Below are 20,427 nucleotides of genomic sequence, written 5' to 3' on the forward strand. Positions count from 1 at the left end.
TTAGTCCCTTAGTATCTTAGCAACTTAGAACCTTAGAGCTTAAACTCATAAACATTCCCTCCTATTTTATCGGCTTTTTCGTCGGCTATTAGTAGGGTGTTGTTGTCTTTAAAAACTGCTGCTTCTTTTTGTGAAAAATGATTTAGGCTTAATTCAATCTGTTTTCCTTTGTGGAACAAATCGCCTTTGAAATCTTTGAACAAAACAATTTTATCATGGCTTAACAAGGCAACTTTTTTTCCATCGGGACTAATTGTCGCACTTGTCAATACACAATGATTGTAGTTGCTACAGGTTTGGAACTCGCCTATTTTTACTGCTTTTTGAGTTCCTTTTGCATTTTTGATTTTGTAGATAAAAGCGGTTCCGTCAAAACCTTTGCTTCTATTTTTTGTAAAAAGATAAAAATAGCCGTTTAGTTCAAAAAAACCTTCAACATCATAAAACAGTTCTTTTTTCTTTGGAGGAAATTCGGTTTGTTCTGGATATGAAAAAGAGATTTTATATTCGGCGGAAGCCACATCTTTATTCAGCTGATTTTTTGCTACTTTATAAATGCATAAATCACGTCGCGTATTGTCATTATTTCCGAAATCACCAATGTAAATATTTCCCAATTTATCTTTTGTAATATCTTCCCAATCTACATTTTTAGCATTTGAAATTGTTATTGTTTGGGCTAATTTCCCTTTCGAATCAATTGCATAAATGGCGTTTTTGTTTCCGCTGTCTTCCAGAGTATAAATCATTTTTGTTTCAGGGAAATATGTAATTCCAGAAACTTCTTTTAATTTCTTTGGAAGCGAAAAAAGCGTTTTGAAATTACTATTTGACTCTTGCTGACAAGCCAATAAAACAATAGAAACGGCTATTAAAAAAGATTTTTTCATAAGATTATTTTTTTGTTTAGCCACAGATTAAAAGGATTAAAAATGGCGAAAAAATCTTTTTAATCCTTTTAATCTTTGGCTAAAACTTTTAAACTAAGTTAGTGTTTTTAAAATTACGCGTGATAAACTCAAATGCAGCGTGCATGATATGTCCCATTGATTTGGCATTTTTAAATTTCATATCATTGGTATAGCGATACAATTCCATTTTGAGCTGATTCAAATGTTCGGGCGTCGAAATGGTATCGTGGCACATTATATTGAGTAATTTTTTGATTCTTGTTTCTGCCGAATGGATTCGTTTTGCCAAAATCGCTCTTTCTTCATCTTTATATTGAATTATCGAACGTTCCTCCAATTTCTCTTTAATCAACTGAATCATCGGATAATTTTCTTTGAAAAATTGCGGACGATACACTTTGAAATTTCCTTCATAACATTGCTGATCAAAATCAATCGGGCGAATTTTATAAACCACTTGATCAAAATCATGAATTGGAACTATTACATAATTGTACGCACGCATATCGCCCAAAAGCCTAATCATGCAACGCTCATTAAACTTTACAAACTCTTTTGCAATTTGAGCTTTTTCGGTTTCGGTGCATTTATCCAATAGCGTATCCATAAAAACATCGCCGGGAATCCCGATAATGTGTTCTTCGATCAACGTATCATTATAAACCAAAAAGTTGATTTTGTCAGGCGAAAGAATATCCTCTAATTCCAATCCGTAAATTCTGGACGCATCGGCTTTTTTGATGTAAAAATGAACGTAGTTGTCGTTGAGAATATTTCGGACTTTAATCCTGAAAGGCTTTGAATTCCCAAAAGTGCAATAATCAATCGCATCAATATTTAAAAACTGAATGATTTCGCTATTTCCATCGGAATGCAAAAGCGAATAAATTTTCTTCAGATTGAGATCAATTTCATTTCGTTCAAATTCGTTGTAATACACGCGAATCCACAAAGTATCTGTTTCGTTTTTATCATAAACATTGATCGAGCCAGAAAATCGCAACAAGTCATCATAAAAAATAGAAACTTTCGAAATACGCTCGAATCTTTCTAAATAACTTAAAAGCGGTTGTGTTAAAGGGTATGAAGGTTTTTTTAAAACCATTAAAGGCTCGCTCATTTTGAATATCTTTAATACAAATTTACATTAAATAAAATTTAGCGTAACAATATTAAAGTTGATTCGTCATACTAAAAACTAAAACCGAAAAAATTTGGAAACCATCCTTACCATCGAAAATCTCAGCAAAAGATACGGGCGCATTCAAGCACTCAAAAATGTATCATTTAGCATTCAAAAAGGCCATGTTTATGGCATTCTTGGTCCTAACGGAAGCGGAAAATCAACAACTTTAGGAATTGTTTTGAATGTCGTAAATGAAACATCAGGCAATTATAAATGGTTTGACGGAAAAATGCAAACGCATGAAGCTTTGAAAAAAGTAGGCGCAATTATAGAACGTCCAAACTTTTATCCGTACATGACGGCCGAAGAAAATCTGAAGTTAGTCTGCAAAATTAAAAGCATTAATTATTCTAAAATTGAAGAAAAGCTAAATCTTGTTGGCTTAACCGAAAGAAAAGACAGCAAATTCAGCACCTTTTCATTAGGAATGAAACAACGTTTGGCAATTGCATCAGCGCTTTTGAATGATCCTGAAATTTTGATTTTAGATGAACCAACGAATGGTTTAGATCCGCAAGGAATTCATCAAATTCGTGATATTATCAAAGAAATTGCATCGCAGGGAACAACAATTTTATTGGCTTCGCACTTATTAGATGAAGTTGAAAAAGTGTGCTCACACGTTGTGGTTTTGCGAAAAGGCGAAATTTTATATTCTGGTTCCGTTGATGAAATGTCTGCCAATGAAGGCTTTTTCGAAATTTCTTCAGATGACAATCTTGCTTTAAAATCAATTTTGAGCAATCACCCGAATGTCGATCATATCAAAGACGAAGATGGGAAAATTTTGGTTTACTTAAAATCAGAATTAGCAGCTTCAGATTTAAATCAGTTTTTATTCTCAAAAAACATCGTTTTAAATCATTTGGTCAAACGCAGAAACAGCCTAGAAGCACAATTTTTAGAATTAACTAAAAACGCCACCATCCAAAAAAACTAAACCATGAACCGACTTATCTCTATAGAACTTCAAAAAATCTGGAAAAATAAAGCCAGCAAAATATTGACTTTGGCTTATTTCATTCTGCTTTCTTTTATCGCATTAATTGCTTCAATAAAATTTGATATCGGGCCATTTAAATTTCATTTAGCCGAAATGGGAATTTTCAATTTTCCTTTTATCTGGCATTTCAACACTTATATAGCGGCTATTTTAAAATTGTTTCTTGCTATTGTAATTGTTTCGATGATGGCTAATGAATATAGCTACGGAACATTAAAACAGAATCTAATTGATGGATTAAGCAAAAAAGAATTTATCTGGTCAAAATTCCTGACGGTTGTGCTTCTTGCATTTGCTTCGACTGTTTTCGTTTTTATAATGAGCTTAATTCTCGGATTGTCTTTTTCATCTTACAATGAATTCGGAATTATCTTTTCTGATTTAGAATACCTTTTAGCATTCTTTGTAAAGCTTACAGGATTCTTTTCGTTCTGTTTGTTCTTGGGAATTTTGGTAAAGCGTTCTGCTTTTGCCTTAGGATTTCTTTTGGTTTGGAACATCGTAGAAGGAATTGCAAAAGGTCTTCTGATTTTCAAACTCTTTCCGAATAGTACTGTTGGCTTTACGATTATGAAATTTTTCCCTTTAGAAGCCATGTCAAATTTAATAATTGAACCTTTTACAAGATTATCGGTTATAAAAAGCATCGGGACACAAATTGGAGTTGAAAACACAAAAGATTACGGCGTACACTATTATTCGATTATTATCGTTTTAGTTTGGACATTTTTGTTCATTTACTTCTCGTATAAATTATTAAAAAAGCGAGATTTGTAGTATATTTGTTACGCTATGACTCATTTAAAGGTTTTTCTTTTCGTTATTGTTTTATGTTGCTCATCTATCAAAATGAATGCGCAATATATTACTATTGACGACCAAAGAACACCTAAACAACTGATTGAAAATGTTTTAATAAACAGTTCTTGTCTTTCAGTAAGTAACATTTCTGGTAAAGGAAATCCTGATATTTTCCATTACTCTTATGATTATTTTAATGCAGGAACAAGTGATTTTCCTTTTCCTGAAGGTATTGTATTATCTACATCAACCGCATTTGGAATACCCGGTCCTTATACGTCAACCATGGGAGGAGGAAATCCTCTTTTATGGTTTGGCGACGCAGATCTTGATCAAATTTTGGGAATACATTCAACAAATGCAACTTCCTTAGAATTTGATTTTGTAGCTCTGACAAATTTTATAAATTTTAATTACATATTTGCTTCAAATGAATATCAATTTGATTTTGCATGCAGTTATTCTGATGGCTTTGCTTTTTTGATTAAAGAAGCCGGAGCTAGCGATCCTTATCAAAACATCGCGGTAATTCCCGGCACTAATATACCTGTTTCATCGGTTGATATTCGCCCTACAATTGTTCCGGGAAAAAGCAGAAATGGCGATCCTTATTCTGGATGTCCAGAAAAAAATCCAAAATATTTCGATCGTTTATTAACTCCTGTTACAACCGGCACCCCAACTGCAGGCGCCATAGACTTTGCTGGTCAAACCGTAATAATGAATGCACAAGCAAATGTCACGATAGGAAAAAAATATCATATCAAGTTAGTCATAGGAGACGATAGAAATCAATATTATGACTCAGCTGTATTTTTGCAGGCTGGCAGTTTTACTTCACAAATTAATCTTGGACCTGATCAAACTGCTGCCAATGGCAACCCAGTATGTTTTGGAAGAACCGTTACACTAGATACAAAGCTTTCTTCCTCATATTCATTTAAATGGTTTAAAGACAATGTAGAAATTGTGGGAGCAACTTATCCATCCTACGATGCCACCGAAACTGGAAATTACAAAGTAGAAGTTGTAATGTCACCATCAACTTGTGCGGTTATGGGCCAAATTAAATTAGAATTTGCTCCAGAAATCTTATACACCAATACGCTCCTTTTGCAATGTGATGATAATACCGACGGTATTTCAATTTTCAACTTAAACAAAGCAAACAATCTTGTCAACAACAATGTTGCGACCAGCACTACCGAAGGATATTACTTAACCTTAACTGATGCTCAAAATAAAACCAATAAAATTCAAAACCAAGGCAACTACATCAATACCACAAACAATCAAATTGTTTATGCCCGTATAGAAAATCAATTTGGTTGCTTTAAAGTGGCTGAAGTTACATTGCAAATTACAAATACATCAATTGCAAATCCTAGCCCAATTGCAACTTGTGATCTTGATAATATTCAGGATGGCCTTTACCAATTTGATTTAAATTCAGAAGTTACTCCTAAAATTCTTATCGGACTTCCTGCTGGATTAACAGCAACTTATTATCTTACTTCTAATGATGCGGTGACAGAAACTAATCCTGTACCAAACGTTTTTAAAAATACAACCCCTTATAATCAAACCCTTTATGCGAGAGTTGTAAATGGCCCTGATTGTCATGACATTGTACCCGTTACACTTGTAGTAAACACTTTTGATCCGCCAAATTTTGAAGATGAATCAAAATACATCTGCAAAGATGGCGATGTCACTCTTTCTGTAGCAACTGGATTCAGTGGTTATGCATGGACTCCAGGAAACAGTACCTCAAATTCCATGACGGCAAATGCACCCGGCGATTATTCGGTAACTGTAACAGATGCCAACGGGTGCCAAAAAACGAAAAATTTCAAAGTAATTTCATCAGAACCAGCAACAATAACTGAAGTTGTAGTAAAAGATTTCTCGGGAGTTGACAATTCGGTTTTAATAAAATATACAGGTTCTGGAAACTACGAATTTTCACTAGATGGAACTGTTTTTCAAGATGACCCACAATTCACCGGAGTTGCACCAGGCGCATATTATGCCATAGCTAAAGACAAAAATGGTTGTGGACCATCAAATCGATTTTTATTTTATGTCTTAGATTATCCAAAATTCTTTACCCCAAATGGTGATGGATATAATGATTTATGGACAATCAAAAGCGTAGGTCAAATGCCCGATTATACCATAAGCATTTTTGACCGCTACGGGAAATTTTTAAAACAACTAAATCAAAACAGTCCAGGCTGGAACGGCATCTTTAATGGCGAACAATTGCCATCTGACGATTATTGGTTTACGCTTATTTTTGTGGATGGAAAAAGCGTCAAAGGGCATTTTAGCCTAAAAAGATAAAACTTTTAAAATTCCAATTAAAAAAATCCAAATTCCAAACCAAAAAAAACACTGAAAAAAAGAATCCCAAACTCCATATTGGAATTTGGGATTTTTATATTAAGATTTAAAATTTATTAGATTTTATATCTTTTTCTATCTGTTTCACTTAAGTAAATCTTTCTTAAACGAAGAGATTTTGGAGTAACTTCAACATACTCATCTTTTTGAATGTACTCTAAAGCTTCTTCTAATGAGAATTTGATAGCTGGAATAATTCTAGCTTTATCATCAGCTCCAGAAGAACGTACGTTAGAAAGTTTTTTCGTTTTAGTAACGTTAACAGTCATATCGTCGCTACGAGTGTTTTCTCCAATTACCTGACCTTCATAGATGTCCTCATTTGGATCAACGAAGAATTTACCACGATCTTGTAATTTATCGATAGAGTAAGGAATTGCTTTTCCGTTTTCCATAGAAATTAATGAACCGTTGTTACGTCCCGGAATTTCTCCTTTGTATGGTTCGTATCCAATGAAACGGTGCGCCATAATAGCCTCACCAGCAGTAGCAGTAAGCAATTGATTTCTTAAACCGATAATTCCACGAGATGGAATGTTGAATTTAATAATCATACGCTCACCTTTACCTTCCATAGAAAGCATTTCACCTTTACGGATAGTTACGAATTCAACCGCTCTACCTGAAAGGTTTTCTGGCAAATCGATAGTTAATTCCTCAATTGGCTCACATTTAACACCATCAACTTCTTTGATGATAACTTGTGGCTGACCAATTTGAAGCTCATACCCTTCCCTTCTCATTGTTTCAATAAGAACAGACAAGTGAAGTACACCACGACCAAAAACCATGAATTTATCAGCAGAATCAGTTTCACCAACTTTCATCGCTAAGTTTTTCTCTAACTCTTTTGTTAATCTCTCACGGATGTGTCTAGAAGTAACAAATTTACCTTCTTTACCAAAGAAAGGAGAATCGTTAATAGTAAACAACATACTCATTGTTGGCTCGTCAATAGCAATTGTTTGTAAAGCTTCAGGATTTTCAAAATCAGCGATAGTATCACCAATTTCAAAACCTTCAATACCTACAACAGCACAAATATCTCCAGCAACAACCTCTTCAACTTTTCTACGGCCTAAACCTTCGAAAGTATGCAATTCTTTAATTCTTGACTTGATCACTTTTCCGTCTCTTTTTACCAAAGAAATTGGAGAACCTTCTTTCAAAGTACCTCTTTCAAGACGACCAATAGCGATACGACCTGTAAAAGAAGAGAAATCTAAAGAAGTAATCAACATTTGTGGAGTTCCTTCAGCAACTTTTGGAGCAGGAACATTTTTGATAACCATATCCAATAATGGCTCAATGTTTTGTGTTTGAACTTTCCAGTCATCAGACATCCAGTTGTTTTTTGCCGAACCATAAACAGTTGGGAAATCCAATTGTTCTTCAGTAGCACCTAATTCAAACATTAAGTCAAAAACTTTTTCGTGAACTTCTTCTGGAGTACAGTTTTCTTTATCAACTTTATTGATAACTACACAAGGTTTCAAACCTAAATCAATAGCTTTTTGTAGCACGAAACGCGTTTGTGGCATTGGCCCTTCAAAAGCATCCACTAACAAACATACACCATCGGCCATGTTCAATACACGTTCAACTTCACCTCCAAAATCCGCGTGGCCTGGAGTGTCAATAATATTGATTTTTGTTCCTTTATATTGAACTGATACGTTTTTAGAAGTAATAGTAATACCTCTCTCACGCTCTAAATCATTATTATCTAGAATTAAATCACCTGTGTTTTCGTTTTCACGAAATAACTGACAGTGATACATAATTTTATCAACCAAAGTTGTTTTACCGTGATCGACGTGGGCAATAATTGCAATGTTTCTAATAGATTCCATCTGTGATTTTTAATGGCTGCAAAGGTACACTTTATTTTCTAAAAAAAAACGTTTCTAACATAGTTTGCGTATATACAATCAATTAGTTAATACAAAACATGAAAACACAGCGCTTAAATTGAACTTTACATATTGTTTAATTATAGTTAATTTAACTATATTTGAAGTAATGAAAAGTAAAACTCTCCAAATTACTCTAGTTTACATTCTAGTATCATTATTTATGGCGGTACTCTGTCATAAAATACTTACCACTTATTTTTCAGATGTTAAATATTTTTATCTTTTTTTCCTAAAGGACATTTTCTTCATTTTAACTACTGCATTGTTCTTCAAATACATAGTTTCAAAAAACGAAAAACACAATGTAACCGTTTTTAAGAAATTAAAAGAAACAAACGAAGAAATAAAAGAATCCAACGAAAAATATGACATTGTAGCAAAAGCAACAAGCGACACCATTTGGGATTGGAAAATTCAGGAAGACAGCATCAATTGGAACAAAGGAATTGAAGGGGTTTTTGGTTATAATCCAAATGAAGTTGGCAAAACATCTAAGTGGTGGTTTGACAAAATTCATCCTGAAGACAGCATCAGAATGTCTATAAAATTATATTCTTTTATTGAGCAAAAAACCGAAAAATGGCAAGATCAATACCGCTTTAGATGTGCCGACGGAAGTTACAAATATGTCTTGGACCGAGGTTTTTTATTGAAAGATGAAAATGGAAGAGCCATCAGAATGATCGGGGCCATTCAAGACATCACCAAACAAAAAGAAGAAGAACAGCGATTAAAATTACTAGAAACGGTAATCACGCAATCTAAAGATTCCATTTTAATTACCGAAGCAAATTCGCAGGCACGAAAAATTCCGAAAATTGTTTATGTAAACCCAGCATTTTCTCAAATGTCAGGTTATTTATCCAATGAAATAGTCGGCAAATCTCCAAATATTTTCAAGGGACCAAAATCAGATTCTGAAGAATTAAAAAAATTACTTCGAGCAATCAAAAACGAAGAAGAATGCTTGATCGAAACCATTAGCTACACCAAACAAAAAGAAGAATATTGGGTTCGTTTTTCTATGATTCCAATTTTCAACAACGAAGGATCGATTTCGCATTGGATTTCAATACAAAGAGATATTACCGAAGAAAAAAAGCTCGAAACCGAAAAAGAACATCTTATTCGAGAACTGACACAAAACAATAAGGATTTAAAGCAATTTTCATACATTACTTCGCACAACTTAAGAGCTCCTTTGTCAAATTTAATTGGACTTTTAAATTTAATTGAAGACATTCCGATCGAAAATCCGGAGCTGGAAGAAATTTTGTCTGGCTTTACCAAATCGACTCATTTACTGAACGAAACTATTAACGATCTTGTAAAAGTCATCATTATCAAAGACAATCCTTCTATGCAAAAAGAGGAAGTCTCTTTGAAAGAAGTCTTTGAAAATGTTTTCAGTCAATTATCTTTTCAAATCGAACTGCACAAACCAATAATAAAGCTTAAATTTGATCGCGTTCCGTTATTGAACACAAACAAGGCTTATATTGAAAGCATTTTACTTAATTTGCTCACCAATTCCATAAAATACAAATCGGAAAACAGAAAGCTAAAAATATCTATTATTGCAGAACAAATAGATAATAAAGCAATATTAACATTTAAGGACAACGGAATTGGCATTGATTTAGAAAGAAACCGCGACAAGGTTTTCGGCCTCTATCAAAGATTTCATAATTATCCAGACAGCAAAGGACTTGGCTTATATCTTGTAAAATCTCAAGTGGAAACTATGGGAGGAACAATTAGCATAGAAAGCGAAGTCAACAAAGGGACCACCTTTACAATAACATTTAAAAATTAACATCATGCTCGAGCAGATTTTATGCATTGACGACGACCCAATCACGTTGATGTTATGCAAAAAAGTAATTTCGAAGTCACAAATTTGCCATGAAATTATTACAGCTCAAAATGGCGAAGAAGCGCTTCATCACTTCAACACTTTAAAATACACCAACAACAGAAACAAAGACAATAAAAAACCTGAACTGATCTTTTTAGACCTCAACATGCCAGTCATGGGAGGCTGGGAATTTTTAGACCATTTTACCTCTACTGATTATAAAGAATTCAACACCGCAAATGTAATCGTCTTATCTTCTACAATAGACCCTGAAGATTTAGCCAAAGCAAAAAAATACCCTATAATCATAGATTTTCTTTCAAAGCCAATTACGCAACCAATGCTGGAGTACCTTAAGAAAAAAATAGATTTATAAATTAAATTTCAATATTAAAAATCCAAATTCCAACTTTAAAACTAATGGAGTTTGGATTTTTTATTTTTCAAAAACGAATTTGGAATTTGGAATTTGGTCCCGAAACCTCGGGATGGAATTTGGAATTTGATACAAAACAAAAAAGTCCTCTAAATGAGGACTTTTTTAATATCTATTAAATTGTATTAATTACAATTTAGCAACATGTTTCGTTAATTTAGACTTCAAGTTAGAAGCTTTATTATCGTGAATGATGTTCTTTTTAGCCAATTTATCAATCATAGAGATTACAGTTGATAATTTTGCAGTAGCATCAGATTTATCAGTAGCTAATCTTAATGCTTTGATCGCATTACGAGTAGTTTTATGTTGGTATCTGTTAAGAACTCTTCTTTTTTCGTTGCTTCTGATTCTTTTTAAAGCTGACTTATGATTTGCCATTTCTTTTAATTTTAGATGTAATAATTATTATAAATACTAGTTAAAAAAGAAAAACCTCCCACAATTGCAAAGCAATCACTTTGGTTTTAACTAATAAAACAAAAACCGAGACACCAATTTTTGTTTTACAAAACTTATTTACAACTAATTTTGTAGTCCGTAGGGGAATCGAACCCCTGTTACCAGGATGAAAACCTGGCGTCCTAACCCCTAGACGAACGGACCTAAATTCTCCTAAGTTGGAAATTATTCAATATGTAATATAACTTGTAGTCCGTGGGGGAATCGAACCCCCCTTACCAGGATGAAAACCTGGCGTCCTAACCGATAGACGAACGGACCGCGCTTCTGTATTGCGGATGCAAAGATACATCTATTTTTTATTTGCGCAACACCTAACGCAAAAAAATATATTATTTTTTAATATGCCTTAGCAAAGAGCACTCTTTTAGAAGAAGGATTCCCAGTAAACACGCAGGTTCCTGCCTCTTCAACAGCATCCAAAGGAATGCAACGAATCGTTGCTTTTGTCAAATCTTTTATCTTTTCTTCTGTCGCTGCAGTTCCGTCCCAGTGAGCAGAAATAAAACCTCCTTTTCCTTCTAAAACTTCCTTAAATTCTTCAAAATTATTTACTTGCGTAATATGTGTATTACGATAATCTAGCGCTCTAGTAAATAAGTCATTTTGAATCTGCTCTAACAAATCATTTACATAATCAACAATTTTCTCTGCCGCCACAACTTCTTTTGATAAATTATCACGTCTTGCAACCTCAAAAGTTCCATTTTCTAAATCTTTTGGACCAACTGCAATTCTAACAGGAACTCCTTTCAATTCCCATTCAGCAAATTTGAATCCTGGTTTTTGAGTGGTTCTATCATCGTATTTAACTGAGATTTTTAGTTTTCTCAATTTTGCCGTCAATTCATTTACCGCGGCAGTAATTTGAGCCAATTGCTCATCTGTTTTATGAATTGGCACAATTACAACTTGTATTGGCGCCAAATTTGGAGGCAACACCAATCCTTGATCATCAGAATGCGTCATGATCAAAGCTCCCATTAATCGGGTAGAAACTCCCCAAGATGTTCCCCAAACGTGCTCTTGCTTTCCTTCTGCATTAGCAAACTTAACATCAAATGCTTTTGCAAAGTTCTGCCCTAAAAAGTGAGAAGTCCCAGCTTGTAATGCTTTTCCATCTTGCATTAATGCTTCAATACAATAGGTTTCATCAGCACCTGCAAAACGTTCTGTCTCGGTTTTAAAACCTTTTACAACAGGAATCGCCATAAAGTTTTCTGCAAAATCAGCATAAACGTTCATCATTTTTTCAGACTCTTCGATTGCTTCTGCTTTTGTCGCGTGAGCCGTGTGCCCCTCTTGCCACAAAAACTCTGCAGTTCTTAAAAATAAACGTGTGCGCATTTCCCATCTAACCACGTTTGCCCATTGATTAATCAACAAAGGCAAATCCCTATATGACTGCACCCATCCTTTATATGTAGACCAAATGATCGCCTCACTTGTAGGACGAACAATTAACTCTTCTTCTAACTTTGCGTTTGGGTCAACCATAAGTTTCCCCGGTCTCTCCTCATCATTCTTTAATCTATAATGTGTTACAACAGCACATTCTTTTGCAAATCCTTCCGCATTTGTTTCTTCCGCTTCAAACATGCTCTTAGGCACGAATAAAGGAAAATAAGCATTCTGATGTCCCGTTTCTTTAAACATTCGATCTAGCTCAGCCTGCATTTTTTCCCAAATAGCATATCCGTATGGCTTGATTACCATACATCCTCTAACTCCTGAATTTTCTGCTAGGTCTGCTTTTACAACCAGTTCATTATACCATTTAGAATAATCTTCTGATCTTGTAGTAAGGTTCTTACTCATATTATATAGTTTGGCACAAATTTTGTTTTAATAATTTTAAATAAATAGTTTGACAAAACTAACTATTTTTGTAATGTGCAACAATAAAAAACACCACAGATATGAAAACTTATACTAATCTCCGCCAAAACTCAAGTTACTTTTACTTAATTGGACTACTGAGTTTTCTGCTTGCTTCGTGTGGCTCTTACCAAAACACTTCTTATTATGACAATGATGGAGTTTATGGAAAATCTACAAACACTTATGCACAAACGACCACTACAGGTGTTAACAACCAATATAAAGATTACTTTAAATCGCTTCAAGACGAAAATCAGCCAACTGAAATTTTTACTGATGTAGATAATTATGGCAATTATGCCGTAAACGACAGCACTCAAACAGCATCTGTTGCTTATCCTGCTTGGGGAAGCGGAACTACAGAAACTTCAGTAACTTATTACTCTAGCCCAACATGGTCTTTTGGAATCGGATTTGGATGGGGTTATCCTTATTACGGATACGGATGGGGATATCCATACTATGGCTGGGGTTATTATCCAGGATGGGGATATCCAGGTTGGGGTTACCCAGGTTGGGGATATCCAGGTTACGGATACTACGGCAATTATTCTTACAGCTACGGAAGAAGAGGATCAGCAGCATATTATGGATCTAGAGGATACGCATATAGAAACTCATCATACGCAGGAAGAAATTATGCTGGCAGAAGTTATGCCGGAAATAATTTCACAACAAGAAATTATGCAGGAAGAAGCAGCTACAGCACCAACAATGGCAGAAGCTACTCCGATTATAGAAGAAGTTCATCTGTAAACGGCAGAACATATTCAAGTCCAACTTTCACAGACAGAAGAGGCACTGTTCAAGGCCAAAGCAGTGGTTATGATTATGCCAACAGAAGATCAAGCGCAGGAGCAACCAACAGAAGCTATAGCACGCCAAACAGCAGTTCATCTAGAACTTACTCTCCTAGCCCATCTCGTTCTATGAACAGTGGTGGCGGAAGCATGAGAAGCAGTGGTGGCGGAGGCGGCTACAGTGGCGGTGGCGGCGGAGGAGGAAGATCCTACGGCGGTGGCGGTGGTGGAGGAAGAAGATAAAACCTCTTTCACCAAATCATTCAATCACTTAAATACCAAACCAGATGAAAAAAATATTCTTCCTTTTTACTATAGGACTATCTTTTAGCGCTCTACATTCACAAGAAGTATCTGATGCCGTACGTTATGCTCAAGACAACTTAACCGGAACAGCAAGATTTCGAGCCATGAGCGGCGCATTTGGAGCTGTTGGAGGAGATTTGTCAGCCCTAAATGTCAATCCGGCTGGATCTGCTGTATTCAACAACAATCAAATTGGGGTTTCTTTTAGTAATCAAACCAAGAAAAACAACTCCAATTATTTTGGAACTGAAACCAGCGACAAAGACAATTCATTTATCTTGAATCAAGCTGGAGGTGTTTTTGTTTTCCATGATCATAATCCAAATAATAATTGGAAAAAAATTGCCATCGGAACAACTTATGAAAACACCAACAATTTTAATAACAACATCTTTTCTGCTGGTACAAATCCTAGAAACTCAATTGACCAGTACTTTTTGACCTATGCAAACGGAATACCATTAGATGTAATTACTGGAGTACCATACCGAGATATGTATTATGACGAACAGCAAGCTTATTTCGGATACAAAGGATACATAATAGACCCCGTCAACCCTAATGACGGCAACAACACACAATATGTTTCTGCTGTTCCCGCTGGAGGAAATTATTATCAAGAAAATGAAGTTTACACCACGGGCTACAATAGCAAATTGACTTTCAACATTGCTACTTCATATAAGGACAGAATTTATTTTGGAGCCAACTTAAATGTACACATTACAGACTACAGAAGATCGAGCAGTTTTTATGAAGACAACAGCAATCCACTAGAAGCGCGCGAGACAATATCAAACTTACGTTTCAACAATGATTTATATACTTACGGAAATGGTTTTTCTTTTCAACTGGGAGCTATTGCCAAAGTTACTGACGGCTTAAGACTTGGTGTTGCATACGAATCAAATACTTGGTACGATCTTTATGATGAAGTTTCACAAAGCTTATCAACAACCAGACAAGCTGCAGGCGGTCCAGAAATACGTGAAAACGTTAATCCGAATTTGATTAATGTTTATGATCGATATACTTTGCAAACCCCTGATAAATTTACTTTCAGCGGTGCTTATGTTTTCGGAAAATCAGGCTTAATCAGTGTTGATTATTCTATTAAAAATTATGGAAACACTAAATACAAACCAACAAGCGATCCGGGATTCAGAGGATTGAACGCAGACATGAGCAATCAATTGACATCAAATGGCGAATTAAGAATTGGTGCTGAATACAAAATCCAAAGAGTAAGCCTTCGTGGCGGTTACCGTTTTGAAGGAAGCCCATACAACGACGGAAGAACAATCGGCGACTTAAACAGCTACTCAGGAGGTTTAGGATACAGCTTTGGTGGCACAAAATTAGATTTGGCCTATTCTTATATGGAGCGAAAATCAAATCAAGGATTTTTTGCAACAGGATTCACCGATGGAGCCAACATAACTTCAAAACTAAACAATGTAACGCTAACTTTATTATTTGAATTGTAATTAAAAATCAAAATAAATGATGAAGATTTCCGTCAAGTCCTTTTCTTGGCGGATTTTTTTTGTCTTAACGAAAAGAGTCACGATAGCCCTGGAAATTGCAAAAAAAATAGCAGACAGCAGGATTAGCTTCATAAAAAACACCTAAAAGAAACCGAAACAAGCGGTGATTGAATAAAAAAGTGTAATTTTGCACTCCAATTTATAAAAGTATGAGAACCAAGTCTTTAAAAAAGAACAAAATTAACGTAATCACTCTTGGGTGTTCAAAAAATGTTTATGACAGCGAAGTCCTTATGGGACAACTGCGCGCTAATGGAAAAGAAGTTGAACACGAGGCTCCAGCAGAAAAAGAAGGAAACATTATTGTAATTAACACTTGCGGTTTTATTGATAATGCAAAAGCCGAATCAGTAAACATGATTTTGGAATATGCAGATAAAAAAGACAAAGGCTTAGTTGACAAAGTTTTTGTAACCGGATGTTTATCTGAACGTTACAGACCAGATTTAGAAAAAGAGATCCCGAATGTAGATCAATATTTTGGAACAACTGAGTTGCCTCAATTATTAAAAGCCTTAGGCGCTGACTATAAACATGAATTATTAGGAGAACGTTTAACAACAACTCCAAAGAACTATGCCTACTTAAAAATTGCAGAAGGTTGCGATAGACCTTGTAGTTTTTGCGCTATTCCTTTAATGCGTGGTTCTCACGTTTCTCAGCCAATTGAAAAATTGGTCAAAGAAGCTGAAGGTTTGGCTAAAAATGGTGTTAAAGAATTAATTTTAATTGCTCAAGACTTAACTTATTACGGTGTTGACCTTTATAAAAAGAGAAATCTTGGAGAACTTTTAGAAGCATTGGTCAAAGTGGAAGGAATTGAATGGATTCGTTTGCATTATGCTTTCCCAACTGGCTTCCCAATGGATGTTTTGGAAATAATGAAACGCGAGCCTAAAATCTGTAATTATATTGATATTCCGCTGCAACATATTTCTGATTCTATCTTAAAATCAATGCGCCGTGGTACTACTCAAGCTAAAACAACTCAATTATTGAAAGATTTCCGCGCTTCGGTACCAGGAATGGCGATCAGAACGACTTTGATTGTTGGATATCCAGGTGAAACTCAAGAAGATTTTGAAATCCTTAAAGATTTTGTTCAAGAAATGAAATTTGACAGAATGGGATGTTTTGCTTATTCTCATGAAGAAAACACACATGCTTATTTATTGGAAGATGACATTCCGGATGATGTAAAACAAGCCAGAGCAAATGAAATAATGGAATTACAATCGCAAATTTCTTGGGATTTGAACCAAGAGAAAGTTGGCAAAGTTTTTAAATGCATTATTGACAGAAAAGAAGGAGCCCATTTTGTTGGCCGAACTGAGTTCGACAGCCCAGATGTTGACAACGAAGTCTTAATTGATGCATCTAAACATTATGTAAAAACTGGTGAATTTGTTAATATCAAGATAATTGAAGCAACAGAATTTGATTTATACGGAGAACCTGCTTAAATTTACGCTAACTATTATCAATTTAGATAAAAAACTAATTATGAAACCTACGAACATTTTTTTTCTTTTGATTTTTACTTTGTGTTGTGTTAATGCAGCATCAGCTCAATATGGCGGTTACAACAACGGCTACGGTGGAGGCTATGGAGGTTACGGACGCGGTGGCGGAATGGGAATGGACAGAAGCATGATGGCCGGCCCACAAAGCACTCCTAGCAAGCCAAAAGAAATTCCTGCAGAAGAAACTGCTGCCAAAATCGTTGAACAAATGAGACCTGAACTAAAACTTGATGATCTTCAGGCTATCGCTATAACTAACGCTTTAGCAGACAGCATTAGAGAACAAGGTGTACTTTTGAAAAATGAAAGTAGTAGTCAAGATCAAAAGATAGAACAAATCAATGCACTAAGAGAAAGTACTACCAAAAAGGTAAATGCATTTTTGAGTCCTGAGCAAATTGAAAAGTACAAAGAATTTATGGCTAATTTCAAAGGGGTTCAAAAAGAAAAATCAAAAAAGAAAAAAGATTCTAAAGAGCACAAAGAAGCAACCGAAGAAGAAAAAACAAAAAAAGCTGAAGAACAATAAAAAAACTTCATCTCAAAATGTAAATGACCATGATAAAAAAACATTTATGTTATTTGATTTTAGCAATTATAATAACTTCTTGCTCTACAAATCCATATAAAAGTACTGAGAAGGTTTACGATCAGCAACTTAAAAATTTGGAAAATCAAATTACAAGCAAAGATCCACAATCTATTCCAGCAATTAGCCCCGTTGTAATAGATACTACTTATGCTGCTCAGTTAGGTATTGTAAAAGATACTTTATCAAAAACAGGCTCGACTCATTTGGTAAATGGCATCACAACAGAATGGATTGGAACTGTGAATTTTAACTTAAGAAAACCAAGCTTCATCATCATTCATCACACAGCTCAGGATTCTCTTAAACAAACCATAAATACTTTTACAAAAACAAAAACACAAGTAAGCGCTCATTATATTATTTCGGAAAACGGAAAAGTGGTGCAAATGCTTAATGATTATTTAAGAGCATGGCACGCAGGAGCGTCAACTTGGGGAAAAAATACTGATATCAATTCAAGCTCAATCGGAATTGAATTGGACAATAATGGATTCAAACCTTTTACCGAAAGCCAAATCAGCAGTCTTGTTGCTCTTTTGACAAAATTAAAAAAAGACTACAATATTCCGACGCAAAACATATTAGGCCACTCTGATATTGCTCCAGGAAGAAAACAAGATCCGAGCGCCTTATTCCCATGGAAAACATTGGCAGAAAAAGGTTTCGGAATTTGGCCAGATGAAGTTTTAGAAGAGGCTCCTTTTGATTTCAAAATTGAACCAGCTCTAAGAATCATTGGTTACAATACAAAAAATCTTTCGGCGGCAATTATGGCTTTTAAGTTGCATTATATTCAAACTGATGTTACTCCGACGCTAGATCGAAAAACAATAGATACTATTTACTCGATTTATAAAAAACAAATTCAGTAATAATTAATTCCACACAAAATATAAAGAGGCTGTTTTATAACAAAAAACAGCCTCTTTTTTTATTTCCTTACTGGCTAACTGGCCCACAGATCAAACAAATTAAACAGATTATCACTGTTTTTTTATACCTGTGTAAATCTGTTTAATCTGTGTCATCTGCGTGCTATTTCAATGTATCTTATTCCGAAAACATATTTTACTAAAACGAAAAGACACATTTCAGTACGCTTCCACTCCAACAATAACAATAGTTAACAAGAACAATAGCAATAACAACAGCAAACTTGAAACTTGAAACTTGAAACTTGAAACTTGAAACTTGAAACTTGAAACTTGAAACCTAAAACGTACCCAAATAAAAAAGCTGCCAAAACATTAGTATGTCTCGACAGCTCCAAAAAAAAAAAAAATATCAATCTTTATCTCTAGAAAGAGTATGTTGTAGCAACCAGAGCAAAAATCGAACCGCCTGTTGGCATAGCATCTTTATCTAAAAAGATATCTTCTGATGCAGCATCGTATCTTAACTCAGGAATTATAGTTAGTTTTCCAACTTTGTAATTTAAAGAAACCGTGTTTGCAAAAACATTTGAACCTGTCAATGTCCCTAAACTTGGCGCAGCACTTTTAGCATCAAAATATTCCATTCTGTAAGCCAATAATAAAGACGGAGAGAATGAATAATTTGCGTATCCTACCAATGAGAACCATTCTCCATCATCTGCACTTACAAAATCATTTTTAGTTTTTGCATAAGTTGCATTAAATCCAAGAGCAAAACTGTCGCTTAATGTTTTTGAAGCAACCAAATCAAATTGCGTTTTATTTTCGTCTGATGCTGGATTTGAACTTCCTGATGTAAAATTCAAATAAGCACTTCCTGTTTCACCAATATATCCAACTTGTCCGATATATGTTTTTTGAGATGAACCTGCATCCATAGCCGATTTAAAGTCTGTTGGGTTGGTTATACCAAACATCGCTGTAAACTTTCCTGAAGTATATTGCGCTTTTAAACCTGTATTAAAGAACGGTCCATAAGAAAAGGCATACGACATACTGTAGTTTTTATTATCGACAGCATCTAAAACCTCGTATCCGATGTGAGTACCAAAACTACCCACAACAAATTTGAATTTTTCGGTAACTTGGTAAGTAAAAAATAATTGTTTAATTAAAAATTTCGCATTTATATCTTTATCTGTTGTTTCATTGTATGAAAATTCGCCGGCTCTTTTTCCGAATCCTAAATCTACAAATACAGAAGCTTTTCCGAAAGTATGCCCCGCTTCAACAGACGCCATTCCTAGTTCGAACGAATCCTGAGAGTTGGTAAAGCTCGTTAATCCATTCATTTGTTTCGAAAAATCGTATTTATAGTACGCATCCGCTGATCCGCCCCATGTCGTCGCTGGTGAAGTTGTTGTTTCTGTATCATCTTGAGCAAAGGCAAAAGAACTCGTTAACATCGCGGCAAAAATGTGTAATACTTTTTTCATGTTTTAATTGGTTTTTGGTTATTAATTGATTTTGGTTAGTTAATCTTTATATAGCTGTAATTAATAGTATATGTCAATCCAAAAAATCTTTCATCTTGCTCAAAAAACCTCTTCATTTTCATTAGCGAATTTATTAACTTTTGTATGAGTAGAACAATCCAAAAGTACTTTTTTGACGTTTTAGAAGCAGAATTATGGATTACAAAAATTAAACAAGCAATAATCGTTATTTGATATTTATACGGATTCATTTTTGAAAATTCAACAATGCTATTTTACCTTTTACACGCCTTAAATCGAGCAAAAAATGAAATACAAATAAAAAATACAACTATAATCCGGCAAAAAAATAGGCAAAAAACCAACAACCCCTATTTTTTTAGGGGGTATTTCAAAAATTGAAATAAAAATAGATTTCACCTTAAAAA

16 protein-coding genes and 2 tRNA genes are annotated in these 20,427 nt (G+C 34.6%); 10 read left to right on the plus strand and 8 right to left on the minus strand.

From position 1 onward, the window contains the following. Positions 1–32: 32 nt before the first annotated feature. Together SCB73_RS01205 and SCB73_RS01210 are read right to left on the minus strand one after the other, a co-directional pair. A complete protein-coding gene (locus SCB73_RS01205; protein ID WP_320568375.1) occupies positions 33–890 on the minus strand; it encodes a hypothetical protein in 858 nt (285 codons plus the stop codon). An 88-nt stretch (positions 891–978) separates the two neighbouring features. After that, on the minus strand, positions 979–2,031 hold the full coding sequence (locus SCB73_RS01210; protein ID WP_320568376.1) for a hypothetical protein: 1,053 nt from the start codon (positions 2,029–2,031) through the stop codon (positions 979–981). 94 nt (positions 2,032–2,125) lie between these two features. On the opposite strand from SCB73_RS01210, the gene SCB73_RS01215 reads away from it, so the two are divergent. From SCB73_RS01215 to SCB73_RS01225, 3 genes are all read left to right on the plus strand, one after another. Further along, positions 2,126–3,037 carry an ABC transporter ATP-binding protein gene (locus tag SCB73_RS01215; protein ID WP_320568377.1) on the plus strand — a complete coding sequence of 304 codons (912 nt, stop codon included), beginning with the start codon at positions 2,126–2,128 and terminating at the stop codon, positions 3,035–3,037. A gap of 3 nt (positions 3,038–3,040) precedes the next feature. Further along, a complete protein-coding gene (locus tag SCB73_RS01220; protein WP_320568378.1) occupies positions 3,041–3,877 on the plus strand; it encodes an ABC transporter permease in 837 nt (278 codons plus the stop codon). A gap of 72 nt (positions 3,878–3,949) precedes the next feature. Then, the gene (locus SCB73_RS01225) at positions 3,950–6,247 is read left to right on the plus strand and encodes a T9SS type B sorting domain-containing protein (RefSeq protein ID WP_320568379.1); all 2,298 of its coding nucleotides are present in this window, start codon (positions 3,950–3,952) and stop codon (positions 6,245–6,247) included. Positions 6,248–6,363: 116 nt separating this feature from the next. On the opposite strand, the gene typA is transcribed toward SCB73_RS01225, so the two are convergent. Continuing rightward, positions 6,364–8,160 (minus strand): translational GTPase TypA, encoded by a 1,797-nt coding sequence (typA, locus tag SCB73_RS01230; RefSeq protein ID WP_026728071.1) that lies wholly within the window; start codon positions 8,158–8,160, stop codon positions 6,364–6,366. A gap of 169 nt (positions 8,161–8,329) precedes the next feature. Between typA and SCB73_RS01235 the strand changes: the two genes are divergently transcribed. Beyond that, positions 8,330–10,039 carry a PAS domain-containing sensor histidine kinase gene (locus SCB73_RS01235; RefSeq protein ID WP_320568380.1) on the plus strand — a complete coding sequence of 570 codons (1,710 nt, stop codon included), beginning with the start codon at positions 8,330–8,332 and terminating at the stop codon, positions 10,037–10,039. Positions 10,040–10,043: 4 nt separating this feature from the next. Next, the gene (locus SCB73_RS01240; protein ID WP_320568381.1) at positions 10,044–10,457 is read left to right on the plus strand and encodes a response regulator; all 414 of its coding nucleotides are present in this window, start codon (positions 10,044–10,046) and stop codon (positions 10,455–10,457) included. Between the two features lie 189 nt (positions 10,458–10,646). Here SCB73_RS01240 and rpsT read toward each other — a convergent pair whose 3' ends face one another. The 4 genes from rpsT to proS form a co-directional block, all read right to left on the minus strand. After that, the gene (gene rpsT, locus SCB73_RS01245; RefSeq protein WP_089052957.1) at positions 10,647–10,898 is read right to left on the minus strand and encodes a 30S ribosomal protein S20; all 252 of its coding nucleotides are present in this window, start codon (positions 10,896–10,898) and stop codon (positions 10,647–10,649) included. Between the two features lie 153 nt (positions 10,899–11,051). Then, positions 11,052–11,123, minus strand: a tRNA-Glu gene (locus SCB73_RS01250). Positions 11,124–11,168: 45 nt separating this feature from the next. Further along, positions 11,169–11,240: transfer RNA gene (locus SCB73_RS01255), tRNA-Glu, on the minus strand. Positions 11,241–11,318: 78 nt separating this feature from the next. Continuing rightward, positions 11,319–12,797, minus strand: a complete 1,479-nt coding sequence (gene proS, locus SCB73_RS01260; RefSeq protein ID WP_320568382.1) for a proline--tRNA ligase — start codon at positions 12,795–12,797, stop codon at positions 11,319–11,321. 101 nt (positions 12,798–12,898) lie between these two features. Here proS and SCB73_RS01265 point away from each other — a divergent pair, with 101 nt between their 5' ends. From SCB73_RS01265 to SCB73_RS01285, 5 genes are all read left to right on the plus strand, one after another. Further along, the gene (locus SCB73_RS01265) at positions 12,899–13,903 is read left to right on the plus strand and encodes a hypothetical protein (RefSeq protein ID WP_320568383.1); all 1,005 of its coding nucleotides are present in this window, start codon (positions 12,899–12,901) and stop codon (positions 13,901–13,903) included. A gap of 44 nt (positions 13,904–13,947) precedes the next feature. Beyond that, on the plus strand, positions 13,948–15,453 hold the full coding sequence (locus SCB73_RS01270) for an OmpP1/FadL family transporter (RefSeq protein WP_320568384.1): 1,506 nt from the start codon (positions 13,948–13,950) through the stop codon (positions 15,451–15,453). Between the two features lie 209 nt (positions 15,454–15,662). Continuing rightward, the gene (rimO, locus tag SCB73_RS01275) at positions 15,663–16,976 is read left to right on the plus strand and encodes a 30S ribosomal protein S12 methylthiotransferase RimO (RefSeq protein WP_320568385.1); all 1,314 of its coding nucleotides are present in this window, start codon (positions 15,663–15,665) and stop codon (positions 16,974–16,976) included. Positions 16,977–17,016: 40 nt separating this feature from the next. Beyond that, positions 17,017–17,565, plus strand: a complete 549-nt coding sequence (locus SCB73_RS01280; RefSeq protein WP_320568386.1) for a hypothetical protein — start codon at positions 17,017–17,019, stop codon at positions 17,563–17,565. Between the two features lie 29 nt (positions 17,566–17,594). Then, positions 17,595–18,500 carry an N-acetylmuramoyl-L-alanine amidase gene (locus tag SCB73_RS01285; protein WP_320568387.1) on the plus strand — a complete coding sequence of 302 codons (906 nt, stop codon included), beginning with the start codon at positions 17,595–17,597 and terminating at the stop codon, positions 18,498–18,500. Between the two features lie 425 nt (positions 18,501–18,925). On the opposite strand, the gene SCB73_RS01290 is transcribed toward SCB73_RS01285, so the two are convergent. Further along, entirely contained in the window at positions 18,926–19,999 is a 1,074-nt protein-coding gene (locus SCB73_RS01290) for an outer membrane beta-barrel protein (RefSeq protein WP_320568388.1), read from the minus strand. Between the last annotated feature and the right edge of the window lie 428 nt (positions 20,000–20,427).

Source organism: Flavobacterium sp. KACC 22761, assembly GCF_034058155.1.
In the GTDB taxonomy this organism is placed as follows: Bacteria; Bacteroidota; Bacteroidia; order Flavobacteriales; family Flavobacteriaceae; genus Flavobacterium.

Coding starts and splice junctions, on each gene's coding strand:
- SCB73_RS01205 (WP_320568375.1), bottom strand. CDS start 890: ATGAAAAAATCTTTTTTAATAGCCGTTTCTATTGTTTTATTGGCTTGT.
- SCB73_RS01210 (WP_320568376.1), bottom strand. CDS start 2,031: ATGAGCGAGCCTTTAATGGTTTTAAAAAAACCTTCATACCCTTTAACA.
- SCB73_RS01220 (WP_320568378.1), top strand. CDS start 3,041: ATGAACCGACTTATCTCTATAGAACTTCAAAAAATCTGGAAAAATAAA.
- SCB73_RS01225 (WP_320568379.1), top strand. CDS start 3,950: ATGAATGCGCAATATATTACTATTGACGACCAAAGAACACCTAAACAA.
- typA (WP_026728071.1), bottom strand. CDS start 8,160: ATGGAATCTATTAGAAACATTGCAATTATTGCCCACGTCGATCACGGT.
- SCB73_RS01235 (WP_320568380.1), top strand. CDS start 8,330: ATGAAAAGTAAAACTCTCCAAATTACTCTAGTTTACATTCTAGTATCA.
- SCB73_RS01240 (WP_320568381.1), top strand. CDS start 10,044: ATGCTCGAGCAGATTTTATGCATTGACGACGACCCAATCACGTTGATG.
- rpsT (WP_089052957.1), bottom strand. CDS start 10,898: ATGGCAAATCATAAGTCAGCTTTAAAAAGAATCAGAAGCAACGAAAAA.
- proS (WP_320568382.1), bottom strand. CDS start 12,797: ATGAGTAAGAACCTTACTACAAGATCAGAAGATTATTCTAAATGGTAT.
- SCB73_RS01265 (WP_320568383.1), top strand. CDS start 12,899: ATGAAAACTTATACTAATCTCCGCCAAAACTCAAGTTACTTTTACTTA.
- SCB73_RS01270 (WP_320568384.1), top strand. CDS start 13,948: ATGAAAAAAATATTCTTCCTTTTTACTATAGGACTATCTTTTAGCGCT.
- rimO (WP_320568385.1), top strand. CDS start 15,663: ATGAGAACCAAGTCTTTAAAAAAGAACAAAATTAACGTAATCACTCTT.
- SCB73_RS01280 (WP_320568386.1), top strand. CDS start 17,017: ATGAAACCTACGAACATTTTTTTTCTTTTGATTTTTACTTTGTGTTGT.
- SCB73_RS01285 (WP_320568387.1), top strand. CDS start 17,595: ATGATAAAAAAACATTTATGTTATTTGATTTTAGCAATTATAATAACT.
- SCB73_RS01290 (WP_320568388.1), bottom strand. CDS start 19,999: ATGAAAAAAGTATTACACATTTTTGCCGCGATGTTAACGAGTTCTTTT.